Annotated in this window: 16 protein-coding genes; 11 read left to right on the forward strand and 5 right to left on the reverse strand. The window is 70.9% G+C overall.

The features are described 5' to 3' along the window. The first annotated feature begins 238 nt into the window (after positions 1-238). Genes AB0I04_RS39755 through AB0I04_RS39765 form a run of 3 tightly spaced genes read left to right on the forward strand, consistent with a single transcriptional unit; the run spans position 239 to position 3,172 of the window. Positions 239-1,363 (forward strand): ABC transporter substrate-binding protein, encoded by a 1,125-nt coding sequence (locus AB0I04_RS39755; RefSeq protein WP_360897137.1) that lies wholly within the window; start codon positions 239-241, stop codon positions 1,361-1,363. Next, complete coding sequence (locus tag AB0I04_RS39760) at positions 1,356-2,408, forward strand: iron ABC transporter permease (RefSeq protein WP_360897139.1); 1,053 nt, start codon at positions 1,356-1,358, stop codon at positions 2,406-2,408. The genes AB0I04_RS39755 and AB0I04_RS39760 overlap by 8 nt, the downstream gene beginning before the upstream one ends. Then, on the forward strand, positions 2,408-3,172 hold the full coding sequence (locus AB0I04_RS39765) for an ABC transporter ATP-binding protein (protein ID WP_360897141.1): 765 nt from the start codon (positions 2,408-2,410) through the stop codon (positions 3,170-3,172). Before AB0I04_RS39760 ends, AB0I04_RS39765 begins: the two co-directional genes overlap by 1 nt. Positions 3,173-3,384: 212 nt before the next feature. On the opposite strand, the gene AB0I04_RS39770 is transcribed toward AB0I04_RS39765, so the two are convergent. Continuing rightward, entirely contained in the window at positions 3,385-4,791 is a 1,407-nt protein-coding gene (locus AB0I04_RS39770) for an aminotransferase class V-fold PLP-dependent enzyme (RefSeq protein ID WP_360897143.1), read from the reverse strand. Positions 4,792-4,999: 208 nt separating this feature from the next. Continuing rightward, the gene (locus AB0I04_RS39775; protein WP_360897145.1) at positions 5,000-5,569 is read right to left on the reverse strand and encodes a dihydrofolate reductase family protein; all 570 of its coding nucleotides are present in this window, start codon (positions 5,567-5,569) and stop codon (positions 5,000-5,002) included. A gap of 134 nt (positions 5,570-5,703) precedes the next feature. Here AB0I04_RS39775 and AB0I04_RS39780 point away from each other — a divergent pair, with 134 nt between their 5' ends. Together AB0I04_RS39780 and AB0I04_RS39785 are read left to right on the forward strand one after the other, a co-directional pair. Continuing rightward, positions 5,704-6,768 carry a serine hydrolase domain-containing protein gene (locus tag AB0I04_RS39780; protein ID WP_360897147.1) on the forward strand — a complete coding sequence of 355 codons (1,065 nt, stop codon included), beginning with the start codon at positions 5,704-5,706 and terminating at the stop codon, positions 6,766-6,768. Positions 6,769-6,938: 170 nt separating this feature from the next. Then, positions 6,939-8,183 (forward strand): phospholipase D-like domain-containing protein, encoded by a 1,245-nt coding sequence (locus AB0I04_RS39785; protein ID WP_360897149.1) that lies wholly within the window; start codon positions 6,939-6,941, stop codon positions 8,181-8,183. Positions 8,184-8,286: 103 nt separating this feature from the next. On the opposite strand, the gene AB0I04_RS39790 is transcribed toward AB0I04_RS39785, so the two are convergent. From AB0I04_RS39790 to AB0I04_RS39800, 3 genes are all read right to left on the reverse strand, one after another. Beyond that, the gene (locus tag AB0I04_RS39790; protein ID WP_360897151.1) at positions 8,287-9,843 is read right to left on the reverse strand and encodes an MFS transporter; all 1,557 of its coding nucleotides are present in this window, start codon (positions 9,841-9,843) and stop codon (positions 8,287-8,289) included. A 5-nt stretch (positions 9,844-9,848) separates the two neighbouring features. Then, positions 9,849-10,538, reverse strand: coding sequence for an LppX_LprAFG lipoprotein (locus tag AB0I04_RS39795; RefSeq protein ID WP_360897153.1), 690 nt, complete (start codon positions 10,536-10,538; stop codon positions 9,849-9,851). Between the two features lie 207 nt (positions 10,539-10,745). Continuing rightward, positions 10,746-11,213: a hypothetical protein gene (locus AB0I04_RS39800; protein ID WP_360897155.1), complete on the reverse strand. Its 468-nt coding sequence runs from the start codon at positions 11,211-11,213 to the stop codon at positions 10,746-10,748. A gap of 380 nt (positions 11,214-11,593) precedes the next feature. Between AB0I04_RS39800 and AB0I04_RS39805 the strand changes: the two genes are divergently transcribed. From AB0I04_RS39805 to AB0I04_RS39830, 6 genes are all read left to right on the forward strand, one after another. Next, a complete protein-coding gene (locus tag AB0I04_RS39805) occupies positions 11,594-12,337 on the forward strand; it encodes a response regulator transcription factor (protein WP_360897157.1) in 744 nt (247 codons plus the stop codon). Further along, positions 12,334-13,464 (forward strand): HAMP domain-containing sensor histidine kinase, encoded by a 1,131-nt coding sequence (locus tag AB0I04_RS39810; protein WP_360897159.1) that lies wholly within the window; start codon positions 12,334-12,336, stop codon positions 13,462-13,464. Before AB0I04_RS39805 ends, AB0I04_RS39810 begins: the two co-directional genes overlap by 4 nt. A 96-nt stretch (positions 13,465-13,560) precedes the next feature. Next, positions 13,561-14,106 (forward strand): LysR substrate-binding domain-containing protein, encoded by a 546-nt coding sequence (locus AB0I04_RS39815; RefSeq protein ID WP_360897161.1) that lies wholly within the window; start codon positions 13,561-13,563, stop codon positions 14,104-14,106. A 5-nt stretch (positions 14,107-14,111) separates the two neighbouring features. Then, positions 14,112-14,462, forward strand: coding sequence for a hypothetical protein (locus tag AB0I04_RS39820; RefSeq protein WP_360897163.1), 351 nt, complete (start codon positions 14,112-14,114; stop codon positions 14,460-14,462). Positions 14,463-14,685: 223 nt separating this feature from the next. After that, positions 14,686-15,291, forward strand: a complete 606-nt coding sequence (locus AB0I04_RS39825) for a hypothetical protein (protein WP_360897165.1) — start codon at positions 14,686-14,688, stop codon at positions 15,289-15,291. Positions 15,292-15,380: 89 nt separating this feature from the next. Further along, on the forward strand, positions 15,381-15,764 hold a 384-nt coding region (locus AB0I04_RS39830), incomplete at its 3' end, for a hypothetical protein (RefSeq protein WP_360897167.1).

Below are 15,764 nucleotides of genomic sequence, written 5' to 3' on the forward strand. Positions count from 1 at the left end.
TCGGACACCGCTTCGCGGCGTTTCGGCGTTCCCACGTCAGGCACTCGAGCGCGGTCACACCCGGGCCTCGCACGGGGTCGGTCGTGCGCGGGTGCGCCCTGCGCGGCGCACGGCGCGGCAGGCGTGGTGCCCGCGCTCGTCGCCGGCCGGATCGGCGACCGCCGCGCCGGGCCCCGCCATGCGGCGCCTACCGGGTCGGGGCGGCGTGTTCCATCCGCATGTCCTTCCGAGGAGCAACATGTCTTTTCCGCGTGCCCTGGCACGAGCGTCGAGCCCGTCGACGACCCGACCTGGACGGGCCACCAAGACGCTCGCCGCGTTGACCGCGGCGGTCGTCGTGACCGCCGCCGGCTGCGGCACCGAGCCCGTACGATCCGGCGCGTCCGCGCCGGACGACGCCGCGCCCCGCAGGACCTCCTATCCGCTGACCGTCGACAACTGCGGGCAGAAGGTGAGGTTCACCCGCCCGCCGAGCCGGGTGCTGATCCTCAATGGCACGTCGGTGGGGGAGGTCGAGAGCTTCATCATGCTCGGTCTGACCCGCCCCATCCTGGCGAACGTCCAGCACTACGGGGTGTCGGACGACCCGTCCATGGTCGCCGCCATCAAGGCGCTGCCCACCCGGGGCCTGACGATGAACAAGAACTTCGACGTCCCCGCCGAGCAGGTGCTGGCGGCACGGCCCGACCTGGTGGTCTCCACCTGGTCCGGCGGGTTCGACGCCCGCAACGGCTTCGCGACCCGCGAACGGCTCGCGGCGGCGGGCATCAACTCGCTCGTCAACCCCGTCAACTGCGCGAACGGCAAACCGGACGCGTCTCCGGCGGAGAAGGAGGCGTGGCGGCACGCGTCGATCGAGTCGTCGTTCCGGTTCATGACGCTGCTCGGGCGGATCTTCGACGTGCAGGTCAAGGCCGCGCAGACGGTCGGCGCGCTTCGCGCCCGTGTGCGGGCCGTCCGGGCGAAGGTGGCCGGGAAGCCGCCGCGGAAGGTGCTCATCGCCTATCCGGGGATGTCGATGATGAACGCCAACGGCCTGCCCGCGATCATGACCGGTGGCATCTACGACGACGTCATCAAGGCCGCGGGCGGGGCGAACTCCTTCGCCGGACGGTCCGAGGACACGACACGCACCCTCGACAAGGAGCAACTGGCCACCGCCCAGGTCGACGTCCTGGTCGTCGGAGCCTTCACCCCGACCGAGAAACCCGCCGAAGAGGCCGAGCGTCTGTTCGCCGCCTATCCGCAGTGGCAGGCGTCGAAGACCCGCACGTACACGGTCGTCTCGGACGGCGCGTATCTGGGGCCGATGAACGCCTGGGCCGTCGAGAAGTTCGCGAAGGTGATCCACCCCGATGCCTGACCGTCTCGACCGAGCCCATCCGGTCTCCGGCCCCGCGACCGGCGTGCTGATCGGCGGACTCGCCCTCGCCCTGCTCGTGGCGTCGATGGTGGCGATCTCGATCGGCTCGGTGACGCTGCCGGTCGGTGCGGTGTGGCGGGTGATCGGAGCCCATCTGACGGGCCGGACCGGAGGGATCGATCCCCTGCGCGACCAGGTCGTCTGGGACATCCGCACGCCGCGGGTGCTGCTCGCGGCGTGCGCCGGCGCCGGCCTGAGCGTGGCCGGCGTCACCTTCCAGGCGCTCGTCCGCAACCCGCTCGCCGACCCGTACGTCCTGGGGGTCTCCTCGGGCGCCTCGCTCGGTGCCGTCCTGGTCGCCGCGCTGGGCACGACGGCATTGGGCGGCCTAGGGGTCACCGGTGCGGCGTTCGCCACCGCGCTGTTCAGCGTGCTGCTGGTCTACCTACTGGCCCAGCGCGCCGGCCGCCTGCTGGACTCACGCCTGGTGCTGGCGGGGGTCGCCGTCGGCTACCTGTGCTCAGCGGTGACGAGCTACGTCCAGCTCCAGCTCGACCCGACGCAGCTGCAGGGGCTGATGTTCTGGCTGATGGGCAGCGTGGCCGGCGGCACCTGGCACGCGCTCGTCCTGCCCGCCGCCGTGATCGCGGTGTGCGTCGCGTACCTGCTCCTGCAGACGCGCAGCCTCAACGCGCTGTCCGCCGGCGACGACGCCGCGGCCGGGCTCGGCGTCCCGGTGCAGGCGCTGCGCGTCACGCTGCTCGTCGTCGGGTCGCTGCTGACGGCCACGGTGGTCAGCGTGGCCGGCGGGATCGCCTTCGTCGGGCTGATGGTCCCGCACATGGCCCGGTTCATCGTCGGCGGCGACCACCGGCGCCTGCTGCCGGTGGCGTTGCTGCTGGGCGCGGTGTTCCTCGTCGTGGTCGACCTGGCGTCACGCACGGTGGACCGGCCGGAAGAGCTCCCGATCGGGATCTTCACCACCGCCGTGGGCGTGCCGTTCTTCCTGTGGCTGCTGCGGCGCCGGGCCGGGGGGAGGGGCTGATGCGGCTCCGGATCGCGGGCCTGTCGGCACGGGTCGACAGCCGCCCCATCCTGTCCGACGTCGAGCTGACCGCCGAGCCGGGCGAGTTCGTCGCCCTGGTCGGCCCGAACGGCAGCGGGAAGTCGACGTTGCTGCGCACGGTCTACCGCGCATTGCGGCCGACGGCCGGCGTCATCTCCCTGGACGGGGAGGACCTGTGGACGATGCGCGCCCGCCAGGCCGCCCGCCGCCGGGCGGTCGTGACCCAGCACGGCGACGTCGACGCGGAACTGTCCGTCGCCGAGGTCGTCACGATGGGCCGGGGACCGTACAAGGGCCTCCTCGACCGGGAGAACGACACCGACCGCGCCGTCGTCCGCACCTCCCTCGAACGGGTCGGCATGGACGGGGAGGCGGGCCGGCCGTTCTCGACCCTGTCCGGCGGCGAACGCCAGCGCGTGCTGCTGGCCCGCGCCCTGGCGCAGCAGGCGCCGCTGCTGGTCCTGGACGAGCCCACCAACCACCTGGACGTCCGCGCCCAGCTGGACCTGCTGGACCTCGTCCGGGACCTGGGCCTGACACTGCTCGCGGCACTCCACGACCTGGACCACGCCGCCGCGTACGGCGACCGCGTCGTCGTGCTGGAGCAGGGCCGGATCATCGGTCACGGGCCGCCACTGGAGGTCCTCACCCCGGAACTGATCGCCCAGGTCTTCGGCGTCCGCGCCCACATCGGCCCGCACCCCATCACCGGCCGCCCGCACATCGCCGTGGCCTCGGTGTAGCCCCGTCGGTCGTGGTCCCCGCGTCAGGGGACCACGGCCGACCGTCCTGAGCCGGTAGAGGTCAGCCGTTGCAGCCGCAGGAGCACCCCTTGGCGCAGGAGCAGCTGGATCCGTGCCCGCATGAACATCCGCTTCTCATGGACCGAGCGTGCGCCCTCCTGTCGTCGCGGACAAGGCCACATCCCGGTTACTCATGCTCCTGCCCGCGAGCATCACGCGGTCGCCTCTCGGAGGCATCGGACGATGGCGTCCGCGCCCCGGTCGATGTCGTCGGTCGAGGTCAGCCACGAACAGACGGACACCCGCATGACGGTCCGATCGTCGACGGTGGACCCGCTCAGCCAGCACGTACCCTCGTCCTGGACTCGCCGGATCACCTCTCTGGTCAGTAGGTCGGCGTCATGATTCGGCGCGGTGAACCGGACGAGGACTTGGTTGAGGACCACGTCGTTGAGGATCTCGACGCCAGGTTCGGCGGACAGCCGAGCCGCCATATGCCGGGCGTTCGCGATGTTCCGGTCGATCAGGTCGGCCACCCCCGACCTCCCCAGCGCCCGCATGGCGGCGTAGAGCGGGACAGAGCGGGCGCGCCGCGACCACTCAGGCACAGTGTTGATCTGATCCCGCCGTTCGGAGACCTCCAGATAGTCCGCGGTGATCCGCAGCGCGGCCGCGTGAGCCTCCGGGTGCGCGACGAAGGCGACACCGCAGTCGAAGGGAACGTTCAGCCACTTGTGCGCGTCCGTGGTCCACGAGTCGGCCAGCCCCGCGCCGCGCAGCACGTGGCGGTGTTCGGCGCTGGCGAGCGCCCACAGGCCGATCGCCCCATCGACATGGACCCAGCCGTCCCGCGCGTGGACGAGTTCGCACACCTCGGCGAGCGGATCCACGGCGCCGGTGTTGATGTTCCCCGCCTGGACGCACACGATCGGCGGTCGCTCGACCTCGTCCAGTGCCTCCGCCAACGCGCCGAGGACGACGGCGCCGTTCGCGTCGCACGCGACCGGCCGCACCCGTGCACCCATGCCCAGGTAGCGCAGCGCACGGTCGATGGACGCGTGACGCTGTGCGCTGGCGATCACCGGAATACGCGGCGCTCCCCACAGCCCGTCCGCTTCGGCATCCCACCCGTGCGCGGCCAGTAGGTGGTGCCGCGCTGCGGCCAAACCCGTGAACGCGGCCATCTGGGTGCCCGTCGTGAACCCCACCGAGGTCTGGTGCGGCAGGCCGAGCAGATCGACCAGCCAGTCTGCGCAAACGTCCTCGATGACACACACCGCCGGACCGCACGAGTACAGCGTCGCGTTCTGGTCCCAGGCACTGACCAGCCAGTCGGCTGCCACGGCCACCGGTAGCGACGACCCTATGACATATCCGAAGTACCGCGGCCCCGCGCTCGCCGTCGAACCGAGTTCGCCGACCCGCGCAAGGACATCCAGCACCGTGACCGCGTCCTCGCCGCGCTCCGGAACCTTCCCGGCATCCAGCAAGCTCCGTAGCTCAGCCGGATCGACCGACGGAAAGACCGGTCGCTCAGCGACGGACGCCTGCCAGCGGGACGCATGCTCATACCCCCGCCTCAGTACCTCGGAGAACTCTCGCTCCATGGATCCCTCCATCCTTGTCAGACGTACATCGTCCGGGGGCGTAAGCCCTCAACGCTGGCGGGAATCGGACATCACGTTCGGCCGGTGACACCGTTTCGAGCCGCTGTCGTGGTCTGGAAGCCTGCCCGGGGCATTTCCTGCGGCACGGCACCCCTGACACGGACCGCCACCGATGGGTACGCGGAGCCGGACCACCGGCTGCGGGCGGTCCGGCTCCTGGTCACCTTCGGCGTTCGTACCGGAGGAGGACGGTCTGCGAATCGAACGTGCGCGAGCCGACGAGCGTCATGCCGATGCGGTCCTTCGGCTCCAGGAACAGTCGCTGTCCGCCGCCGAGGACGACAGGGTGGACGACGATGCAGTAGTCGTCGAGCAGGCCGAGTTCGGTCAGCGAGGCCGCGACCTCCGCGCCGCCGGTCAGCAGAATGTCCTTGCCCGGCCGCCGCTTCAGCTCCGCGACCTCCTCGGCGAGGTTCTTCCCGATGACGCGGGCGCCCCAGCCGGCCTCCTCCAGCGTCCGGGATACCACGATCTTCTGGGTCCGCCGCCAGAACGGCGCGAACACCTTGGCGTGGTCGTCGGCCGTGGCGGGGTCGGCGTCGGCCGTCGGCCAGTGGGCGGCGAACATCTCCCACACGACGCGCCCGTACAAGAGCGTGTCGACCTGCTCGTTCATCGCCTCGGAGTACCCGAACAACTCCGGCCCGACGGCCGGCCAGTCGAACTCCCCGTTGGGCCCGGCGATGTGGCCGTCGATCGACGTGTGAACCCAGTAAATGATCTTCCGCATGGCGCGCTCCTCCGCTGACCGCGGCGCCTCCATCGGGCGCCGTCACCGGAGAGTCGGAGCCACTCCCACGTTCTCGACATGCTCGAGAAAAAATGGTTGGCTCGGTCGTTCTGGTCCGGGTTACGTTGCGCCTCATGGCGGACATTCAGGGCCGATGCGACGGCCGGTTCGGCAAGGTGGCAGAGACGCTGGCGGCCTCGCTGGACGCCGATGACGTGGGCGCCTCGGCGGCGGTCTTCGTCGACGGTGAGCCGGTCGTCGACATCTGGGGCGGGTACGCCGACGCGGCCCGTACCGTGCCGTGGGAGCGCGACACCATCGCCAACGTCTGGTCCACTACCAAGACGATGACGGCGCTGTGCGCACTGATCCTGGCCGACCGCGGCGAGCTGGATCTGGACGCGCCGGTCGCCCGCTACTGGCCCGAGTTCGCGGCCGCGGGAAAGCAGGACGTGCGGGTGCGGCACCTGCTCGGTCATACCGCGGGCCTGCCGACCTGGGATGAGCCGATCACGGCGGCGGACCTGTACGACTGGACGACCGTCACGGCGCGGCTGGCCGAGCAGGCCCCGCAGTGGGAGCCGGGCACCGAGGCCGGCTATCACTCGATCACCTTCGGCTTCCTGGTCGGTGAGGTCGTCCGTCGCGTCACCGGGCGCAGCCCCGGCGCGTTCTTCGCCGAGGAAGTGGCCGGACCGCTGGAGGCCGACTTCCACATCGGGCTGCCGGCCGAGCACGATGATCGGGTCGCTCCGCTGATCCCCGCGCCCGAAGGGGACAGGCCGGAAGGATTCCTGGTCGGGGTGTCCGACGCCAACACGCCTGCCTGGCGGCGCGCTGAGCTGCCCGCCATCGGCGGGTTCGGCAACGCTCGCTCCGTCGGAGCCGTGCAGTCGGTGCTGGCGTGCGGGGGTGTCGCGCGTGGCGTACGCCTGCTGTCGGAGGCCGGATGCGAGCGTGTCTTCGAGGAGCAGTACCGCGGTGAGGACCGCATCCTGGGCATGCCGATCCGCTGGGGCATGGGCTACCGGCTTGAGAACCACACGTGCTCGTGGGGCGGGTGGGGCGGCTCCGTGGCGCTCGTCGACTTCGACCACCGGATGACGGTGTCGTACGTGATGAACCAGATCCTGTGGGACGACGGCTACACCCGGGCGCTCGGCATCGTGCTGGCCGCCTATGACGCGATCACCGCCTGACGCGGCGGGTGCGTGAGCATCCGCCTCCACCCGAGGGCCGGCCGGAAGTTTTTACCTTTATGTCCGGTTCTGACCCTCGATGACGCGCGGTGACCTCTTGTACGATCTGCGGCACTTGAGCGCATTTGCGACATTTATTCGCTCAAGATCCCCCGTGTGCAGGAGAAACTGTGGCGATCTCGGTGATGGAGGCGGCTGCCGCTGCCTGTGTGGTGACCGTCGGAACCGTCGTCTCGGGTGGGGCCGCGCTCGCGGCGACCGCGGGGTCCCCGGCGGCCGTCGTCCGGCCGGCGGCCGGAGACCCCCGGAACGACGGAGCGCACGCCATCCGTACCGGGCCGATCTTCAACTCCCCGCAGGGCGGCTCCGCGAAGCGGGACGCGATCGCCGACCAGATCGGCCGCCTGATCGCCGGGACACCCTCCGGGCAGACGATCACCATCGCGATATACCACTTCGCCAGCCTGGACACGGCCGCGCAGCTGGTGGCCGCGAATCGCCGAGGCGTCCACGTCCAGGTGGTGCTGGACCACGAGTCCACGGCGTACGCCGCGTACCGCACGCTTCGCCGCCTGGGGCACAACACCCGCAAACGGTCGTGGGTCGTCGTGTGCCGTCGCGACCGCGGCTGCATCGGGCCGAGTTTCAACCACAACAAGTTCTTCCTGTTCTCCTCGACGCTGGGAACGCGGGACGTGGTGGTGCAGACCTCGGCCAACGCGACCGACGGTGCTCGCGACACCCAGTGGAACGACGCGCTGATCATCGAGGACGCGGGCGTCCGTGCCGGCTACCTGCGCTATTTCAACGACCTCGCCGCCCAGCACGCCACCGCCGACTACCACCGCGCCGTCCAGTCGGGGCCGTACCGGATCGACTTCTTCCCCTGGGCGAAGGGCGACCCGATCAGCGACGCCCTCGACAAGGTGTCGTGCGCGGGCGGCACGCGTCTCCGGCTCAGCCTGGGCCACTTCACGTGGGCGCCGATCGCCCAGCGGCTGTGGAAGCTCGACGACGAGGGCTGCCGCGTGCAGGTGGTGTTCGACCGGATCGGCCGGCGGGCGGCGCGCCGCATGACGAAATCGAAAGGCCGGAACGGCGGCCCGGAGATCCGCTACCTGTCGGAGAACGCCCGCGTCTACGCGCACTCGAAGTACCTGCTGATCGACGGCGGCTACCAGGGCAAGCGGCAGAAGGTCGTCTTCACCGGCAGCAACAATTACACGGACGTCGGCTTCCACGGGCACGACGAAGCGATGATCACCATCGCGGACGGGGCTCTGGAGGACCGGTACGCCGTCAACTTCGACACGCTGTTCGGCCACGCCCATCGGGTGAAGGGCACCGGCCTGGCCTCGGTGCCGGAGGCGGTCCTGGAGCAGGACGACGGCCGCCTGACCGGCTCGGCTGAGTGACCCGACCGTGTGGGACGTGTCCGGATCGGACGGACGCTGGTTCGGCGGCGGCCCGTACGGGTCCGGGCCGGACGGACGGTGATTCGGTGGCGGCCCGTACGGGTCAGGTGGATGGTGGTTCGGCGGTGGCCGGGACGGGCCGGTCCTCGGTGGGCTCCTCGTCCGGCGTCGCGGGAGCCGGGCCGCCGACGGCGAGGCCGAGGAGGGCCGCGACCACGCACACCACGGCCGTCGCCCAGAAGACGTCGGCGTACTCGGTGTGCAGGGCGGACTTCACGGCGGCCAGGTAGGCGGCCATGCGGCGGGCGAATTCCCTGGCCGATACGCCGAGCGGCAACGGCGTGACGAGGTGCGCGGTGAGCGCATGGAAGCGGTAGAAGCCCCACGCGCTCAGGCCCGCGACGCCGAGCAGCATGCCCATCATCCGGGCGACCACGACGGCGGCCGACGCGACGCCGTGCCGTACGGCGGGGACGGAGCGGAGCGCGACCGACGACAGCGGCGCGATCACCAGGCCCAGCCCCAGGCCGGCGATGGCCAGGTCCGCGTCCACCCGTGAGACGGCGAACAGCCCCAGGTCGTAGTGGGCGGATTCGGCCCGGAGCGGCCAGGCGGCGATGCGGGCGTAACCGCCCGCGGCCACGAGCATCCCTCCGGCGACGATCCAGCGTTCGGCGACCCGCCGGGCCAGGAGTCCTCCGGCCAGGGCGGCCACCGCCAGGGGGACGAGGAAACGGGCGAGGAGGACGGCGCCGCCGGTGGAGTTCCGGCCGAAGAGCGTCTGCGCGATCAGCTGCACGTCGACCAGCGTGATCATCAGGGCCGCCCCGGAGAGCAGGCTCACCCCCAGGACGGCGAACAGGCCGCCGCGCCGCGCACCGCGCAGATCGAGCAGCCGGGTCCGGGCACGCGTCTCCCAGGCCGCGAACACGGCGATCACCACGCCACCCGCGGCGATACACGGCACGCCCCATGAGGGCAGGGCGGACCGCTGCGGATCCGGGTTGTACAGACCGGCGACCAGCAGGCCCAGCCCGGCGGCGAGCAGCAGCCCGCCGACGGCGTCGACGCGCGTCGCGGTGGACGGGCGCCCGCGAGGCACGGCCCACCACACCGCCGCCATCGCCAGCAGCGTGATCGGGATGTTGGTCCAGAAGATGCCGCGCCAGCCGATCAGGGCGGCCACGCCCGCCCCGTACAGCGGCCCGAGCACGCTGCCCAGCTCCTGCAGCGCGCCGACGCCGCCGAGGATCGCCGGGCGACGGCGTTCGTCCCACAGGTCACCCGCCAGCGCCATCGTGATCGGCAGCAAGGCCCCTCCGGCGAGCCCCTGCAGGCCACGCCCGGCGATCAGCACGGACAGCGAGCCGGCGAGTGCCGTCACGGCCGACCCCACCGCGAACCCCGCCAGACAGGCCTCCACCATGATCCGGCGGCCGAACCGGTCCGAGAGCATCCCCAGCAACGGCATGCCCGCGACGTAGCCGAGCAGGAACGCCGTGATGACCAGGCTGGCGTGCTCGATGTGGTTCACCGGCACGCCGAGATCGCCGACCATCGTCACCAGGACGGTGACCACGACGTACGCGTCGATGGCGGCGAGCAGGACGACGACGCCGCCGACGCCGAGGGCGAGCCGCCGGGAGCCGCCCGAGTCCATGGCGGTCACTGGGCCGGTGCGGTGATGGAGAACGGTTTGTTGAAGTCCGTGAAGGTGACCGTCGCCGTGCCGGACTTACCGCCGTTCTTGGGCGGCACCTTCACGTCGGCCTTCAGCACGTGGTGGTCGGACTTGGAGATGAACAGCTCCGCGGGCGTGTCGGCCGAGATGCCCGGGACCAGCCGGGACAGCGGCGCCTGGGCGAGCGTCGCGTCGACCCGGTAGCAGTCCTGCCCGGCGACCTTCTGCCGGCCCTTCGTGCTCGGGTTCTTCGCGGTGGTCAGCAGCTGCACGAGCCCGCGGTTCGGGTCGAGCACGGCCGAGGGGTCGTAGATCCCCGCGACCCGGGACAGCGGCTGCTGCTGCCATCCTCCGGTCAGGCCCCGCAGGTGGACCGTCTTGCCGAGGACCACGAAGTCCAGCTGGATCGGCAGGCCCAGCTGGATCGTCTTGACCGAGCCCTGGGCGTTGCCGTTGCGCAGCAGCTTCGCGTCCGCGCTGTCGACCTTGAGCTGCGGAGCGTTGGAGGTGCGCAGGGAGAACGCGAGGCTGGTCACGGCCCGCGTCGCGGTGGCCGCCTGCTGGGTCAGCGTCCCGCCGGGCGGGTTCTTCTCGGACCCGCCTCCGCTGCAGCCGGTGGCCACGGCGGACGCGAGCACGACGAGGCAGGCGGCCTTCGCTTGGAGAGATGACATGAAAGGAAACATAGCGCCGCGTCAATCAACGTCGGTCGTATTCCGACCGTGTTGGTCGGCCCTCGCCCGCTACGCCGTGGAGGGCGGTCTCTTCAGCGCCGTCGCGAGCGCCGTACGCCCATGACCTGGCGGCGCGGGACCTGACAGCGGATCTCGGCGGGTGCCGGCGCCCCCGGCCGGCATGAGCACGACCTCAGAGGTCCCGCGTCAGTGGCAACTCTTGAACGTGAAGAATGCACGTCCGGTGTCCACGGCGAGGATCGCCTGCCCGTAGAGGTGTGAGCCGACGACGAGGGCCGCACCCCGGTACTTCGTGGTCTTGGTGTGCCACAGGAGCCGCCCACCGGAATACTGATAGAACTGCACGTCGCCGTTCTTCGCGACTCGGACGAACGCGGACCGGCCGGTGAGGTGGCCCTTGGCCTGCCATGACCAGCAGATCTTCTTCTTGTAGTACAGGTTGATGTCGTAGTGCGTTCCGACGCAGAACTTGGCTGGTCTGGACGTGCTCGCGGCATCGACGATGCAGTGTCCCGCCGTGAGCTTCTTCCCATTCGGCAAGCGGTTGCTCGCCGCGCTGGCCGAGCCGGCGCCGATCAAGGTGGCCGAGGCTGTGATCGTGCAGATGGCCGTGATGCGAGCGGCCTGCGAACCGATTCCGGGAATACGTGCCATGGTGCAGCCTCCTCGGGCGTGAATTGGACCTCGTCGATGTCGCTGAAGCGGCACTCGACCATGGTCCGATCGCTATACTTTCTCTCTCTTGACCCTTTCTCTCGGGATCCGAATCTGGGCGGATATTAACTAAATCGCCGGGCGAATAGAAAGGGACTCAGGGCTCATTCCGTGGCCGTATAGATAGGTCCCGGGACTCTAGAATGCGCCAATGTCAACGTGTATGCTCCTGGGCTGTTTCGAGCCGAGGAGCCCGCGTGGTGACCGGACGGCCGAACTCGGCTTCGTAACGCCCCAGCGCGTGCGGCGGTGACGGGGATCTTGGACCGCGTCGGGCGAATCGCCCGCCATTCGAGCGATTCGTCCTTACACTCCCGACCGTGGAGAACCATGCCGAGGTTCTGGTCGTCGACGACGATCCCATGGTGGCCGAAGTGGTCACCGCGTACCTGACCCGCGCGGGCCTTCGGGTCCGCCGCGCCGCCGACGGGCCGTCGGCGGTCGCGTCGGCCGAGGCGCATCTCCCGGACCTCGTCGTCCTCGACCTGATGCTGCCCGGCCTCGACGGCTTCGAGGTCTACCGCCGCATCCGCGAACTCGGGCCGGTCCCGGTCATCATGCTGACCGCGCGCGGCACCGAGGGCGATCGGGTGCGCGGGCTCGAACTCGGGGCGGACGACTACGTGACCAAGCCGTTCAGCCCTCGGGAACTCGTCCTGCGGGCGCGGTCGGTGCTCCGCCGCGCGCATCCCGCCCCGCCGGAGGAGCAGGAGACGCCCCCCGTCCCCGAGATCCGGACCATCGGCGACCTCACTCTCGACGCCGCGGGCCGCCGCGCCGTCAAGGTCGGAGAAACGCTGACACTGACGAGCCGGGAGTTCGATCTGCTCGGCTTCTTCGCCGACCATCCCGGGCAGGTCTTCACCCGGACCGAGCTGCTGCAGCACGTCTGGGGCTGGGAGTTCGGCGACGAGTCGACCGTCACGGTCCACGTACGGCGGCTCCGCGAGAAGATCGAGGACGATCCGCACCATCCCCGCCTCATCGCCACGGTCTGGGGCGTCGGCTACCGCTTCGACGCCCCCGACGCCCTCGACACCCCCGACGCCGAGGACAACCCATGAGCGACGGCCTGCGCGTCATCCTGCTCGGTGGTGGCTCGGCCGCCGCGGTCGGGCTCGTGGGCATGGCGGTCATGCGGGCGGTGCGCGGCCGGTCCCTGCGGCTCGCGCTGTTCGTCCTGGTGGTCGCCAGCGTGCTGGCGATGATCACGGGCACGCTCGTCGCGGCCGAGGAGATGTTCATCTCCCCGGAGGACTTCGGCGTCGTGCTGACCGTCTGCGTCACCGCCGGGGTCGTCACCTCGGCCATGGCCCTGCTGCTGGCGCGCGCCATGGTCGCCGACAGTCGTACGCTGCGCCGCGCGGTGCGGGCCTTGGGGCACGGAGTCGCACCGGGTGCCGACGGGAGCCTCTCGACGGCGGAGATGGGCGAGCTGAGCAGGGAGCTCAGCCTCACCAGCCAGCGGCTGGCCCGGGCCCGGGAGCGCGAGCGCAGCCTCGAACGGTCCCGCCGGGAACTCGTCGCCTGGGTCTCGCACGACCTGCGGACGCCGCTGGCGGGGCTGCGGGCGATGGTGGAGGCGCTGGAGGACGGCGTGGCCCCGGAGCCGGCCCGCTATCACACGCAGATGCGCCTGGCCGTCGACCGCCTGTCCGGGATGGTCGACGACCTGTTCATGCTGTCGCGCATCCACGCCGGGGCGCTCGCCCTGTCCCTGGAGTGGGTCACCCTCGCCGACCTGGTCGATCAGGCGGTGGCCGGGACCAATCCGCTGGCCCGCGCGCAGGGCGTCCTGCTCGGCGCCGAGATCAGCGAGCCGGTCGTCGTACGGGCCGACGTCCGGGAACTCAATCGGGCCTTGACCAACCTGGTGGTCAACGCGATCCGGCACACGCCGTCCACCGGATCGGTGCTCGTCGAGGCGGGCCGGCTCGATCGCCATGCGGTGCTGGCGGTGTCCGACGCGTGCGGTGGCATCCCGCCGGACGACCTGGGCCGGGTCTTCGACGTCGCGTGGCGCGGGACCGCCGCGCGTACGCCGGAGCCGGACTCCGGTGCGGGCCTGGGCCTGGCGATCGTCCGTGGCATCGTCGAGGCGCACTCGGGCGCGGTGGAGGTCCGCAACACCCATAGCGGCTGCCGTTTCGAGGTCCGGATTCCGCTGTCCACCGCGCCGTACGGCGTGTGACGCCTCGGCTCACCCTAAGCGAGCGCCCTGGGCGTGTAGTGGTCGTCGAGCCATGCGCTCTGCAGGACCATCGACACCATTTCCGGATAACGTTCTGTGGTCTGCGGCACACGCGCTGGACCTGTCCGGGCCGCGGCGAACGACCGGACCAGCACCGTCCGGGTCGGTCAGTTCGGCGGCGCCGCCGAACTGACCGAGCCGATCCTCGAGGCGGACACGGCGCGGTATCCGTCCGTACGACTCACACTGGTCGACCTTCCACCCCACAAGGCCGAAACCGCCCTGCGCGAGGCGGTCGTCGATGTCGCTCTGCTGCGCCCGCCGATAGACACCGATTTCCTGATCGCGACCACGCTGTTCCAGGAACCGTTCCTCAACACTGAGCACGAGTGGATCCCGCGCAGCGGCACGCCCCGAACGGTCTTGAACGCACTGGTCCCCCACGTTCATCCCCGGGTCGGCGACGCACGTCCCGCGTGCGGTCCGCTCCCAGGCGGCGGGTTCCCTCGCGACCTGGTCGCACCGGTGCGGCCAACGGCGCACGGGGAGGCCCCGGACCATCTCTCCGGTGGAACGGGGGCCCCGCACGCCGGTACCAGACCGGGCATCCCAGATCGCTCACGGAGCGTACACATACGGTGACAGATATGTCAATGATGCCGCGCCACGTCCAGGATTTCTGGCTGTTCTCCGACCATCGCAACGGTGAAACGCCGCGCTTTCACGGTGAACTGGTGGAGACGGTCAGCGAGGCGCTGCACTTCACCCTGGTCACCCCGGACGCCTCCCTGGCGGTGGCGGCGTCGACCCAACGCGCGCTGAACATCGGCGGCCTGGTGTACCTCCCCATTCTCGGTGCGGAGCCGTGTGAGGTGGCCGCGGTCAGCCGCCGTGGCGATGACCGCGGCCTGGTCACGGACTTCCACCGGATCGCCCGCCAGGTTTGCACCGACCTGATCGACCTGGTGCCCGAGGCATCCCTGCCCGGCGCCATCTGACCGTTCCGTCACCGCGGAGATGACGGCGTCGCCCGCGCGGCGGCGAATTATTACGAGATTCGAACACGGGGCTCGATGGGCCCTGCGGGCACCGGCCGCTCCCTACATTCCTCAGCGGCACCACCGGTGCGTGAGCGCGGATTCTCACGGGGGCGACGACGCACCGAGGTCCAATCCAGGCGGCCCCTGCCGGGCCGCGTACGACGGACGAAGGAGCGACCCCGTGAAGACATCGACGAAGGTCACCGGCCTGGCACTGGCCGGTCTCACCACCGCCGGCGCGGCGATCGCCGTCATCGGGAACGGCTCGTCCACACCGGCGGCCCGCAACGTCAGCGAGAGCCGCCACTACACCGGCACGGCCTCCGGCGACGCCGCCCAGGCCGCGAGCCGGTCCTCCGATGCGGACCGGCATCGACAAAGACCCGCGACCGTGGCGATGGCCTCCCGCTACGCCGTCACCAACGTGCGGATGGGGCACTCCGTCGCGGTCCTACGGAAGATCGGGCATCGGTGGCGCGTCGTCGGCACTCTGCGCTCGACCGACCGCTGGGTCCTGGGGGTCACCGTCGCCGTCCGCCGCCCGACCACGCTGATCGCGGTCGTGGGACGTCACGCCTTCTCTCTCGTCGTCCCGCCGCGCACCGTCGTGGTCATCGCCGACAACGGCCGGATCGGCGTGGTCGGATGGCACTTCCTCAGAAAGGTCAGGGTGACGACGCCGACCCCGACGGCCTCCCCGACGACCGCGACCCCGACACCCACCCCATCCGGTTCGCAGTCTCCCGTCGCCGGTGGCCTGCAGAACCGAGTCTCCACGAAATGGTGACGCGCCGCCGAGCGTGACCTGAACGAGGTCATCGGACGACCGCCGCGGAACACGCCGCGCGCCCCCACCGTCTCCTGAGAGGACACCGAATGTCGTTCATGGAAAGGTCGAACTGGAAGGACCCGAACCACCCGCGGCGGCTCCGATTGTTCATCCCGCTCGCGGTGGCACTGGTCCTCGCGGCCGGCGCGGCCGTGGCCCTCACCACCAAGATGGGGCTCACCGCGTTCGGCGCCTCACCCGGGTGCCCGACCGCGAGCGGCACCGCGGCCGCGAGCGCCGCCCCGAGCGGGCGACCGCCCCGCACCGGCCCCGGCCGCCGCCGGCTCCCGCACAAGGGCGCCGAAGAGGTGAAGGTCGGAGCGACCCCCGCCGCCTCGCCCACCGGCGGCGCGACGGCGGACCCGGGCACCATGCCCGCCCTGGTGCAGCCCGCCCGCGGTGCCCGCGAGGCGTGTCGGGGAGTGCCCGAG

It is taken from the genome of Actinoallomurus sp. NPDC050550 (assembly GCF_040655075.1).
Lineage (GTDB): Bacteria > Actinomycetota > Actinomycetes > Streptosporangiales > Streptosporangiaceae > Actinoallomurus.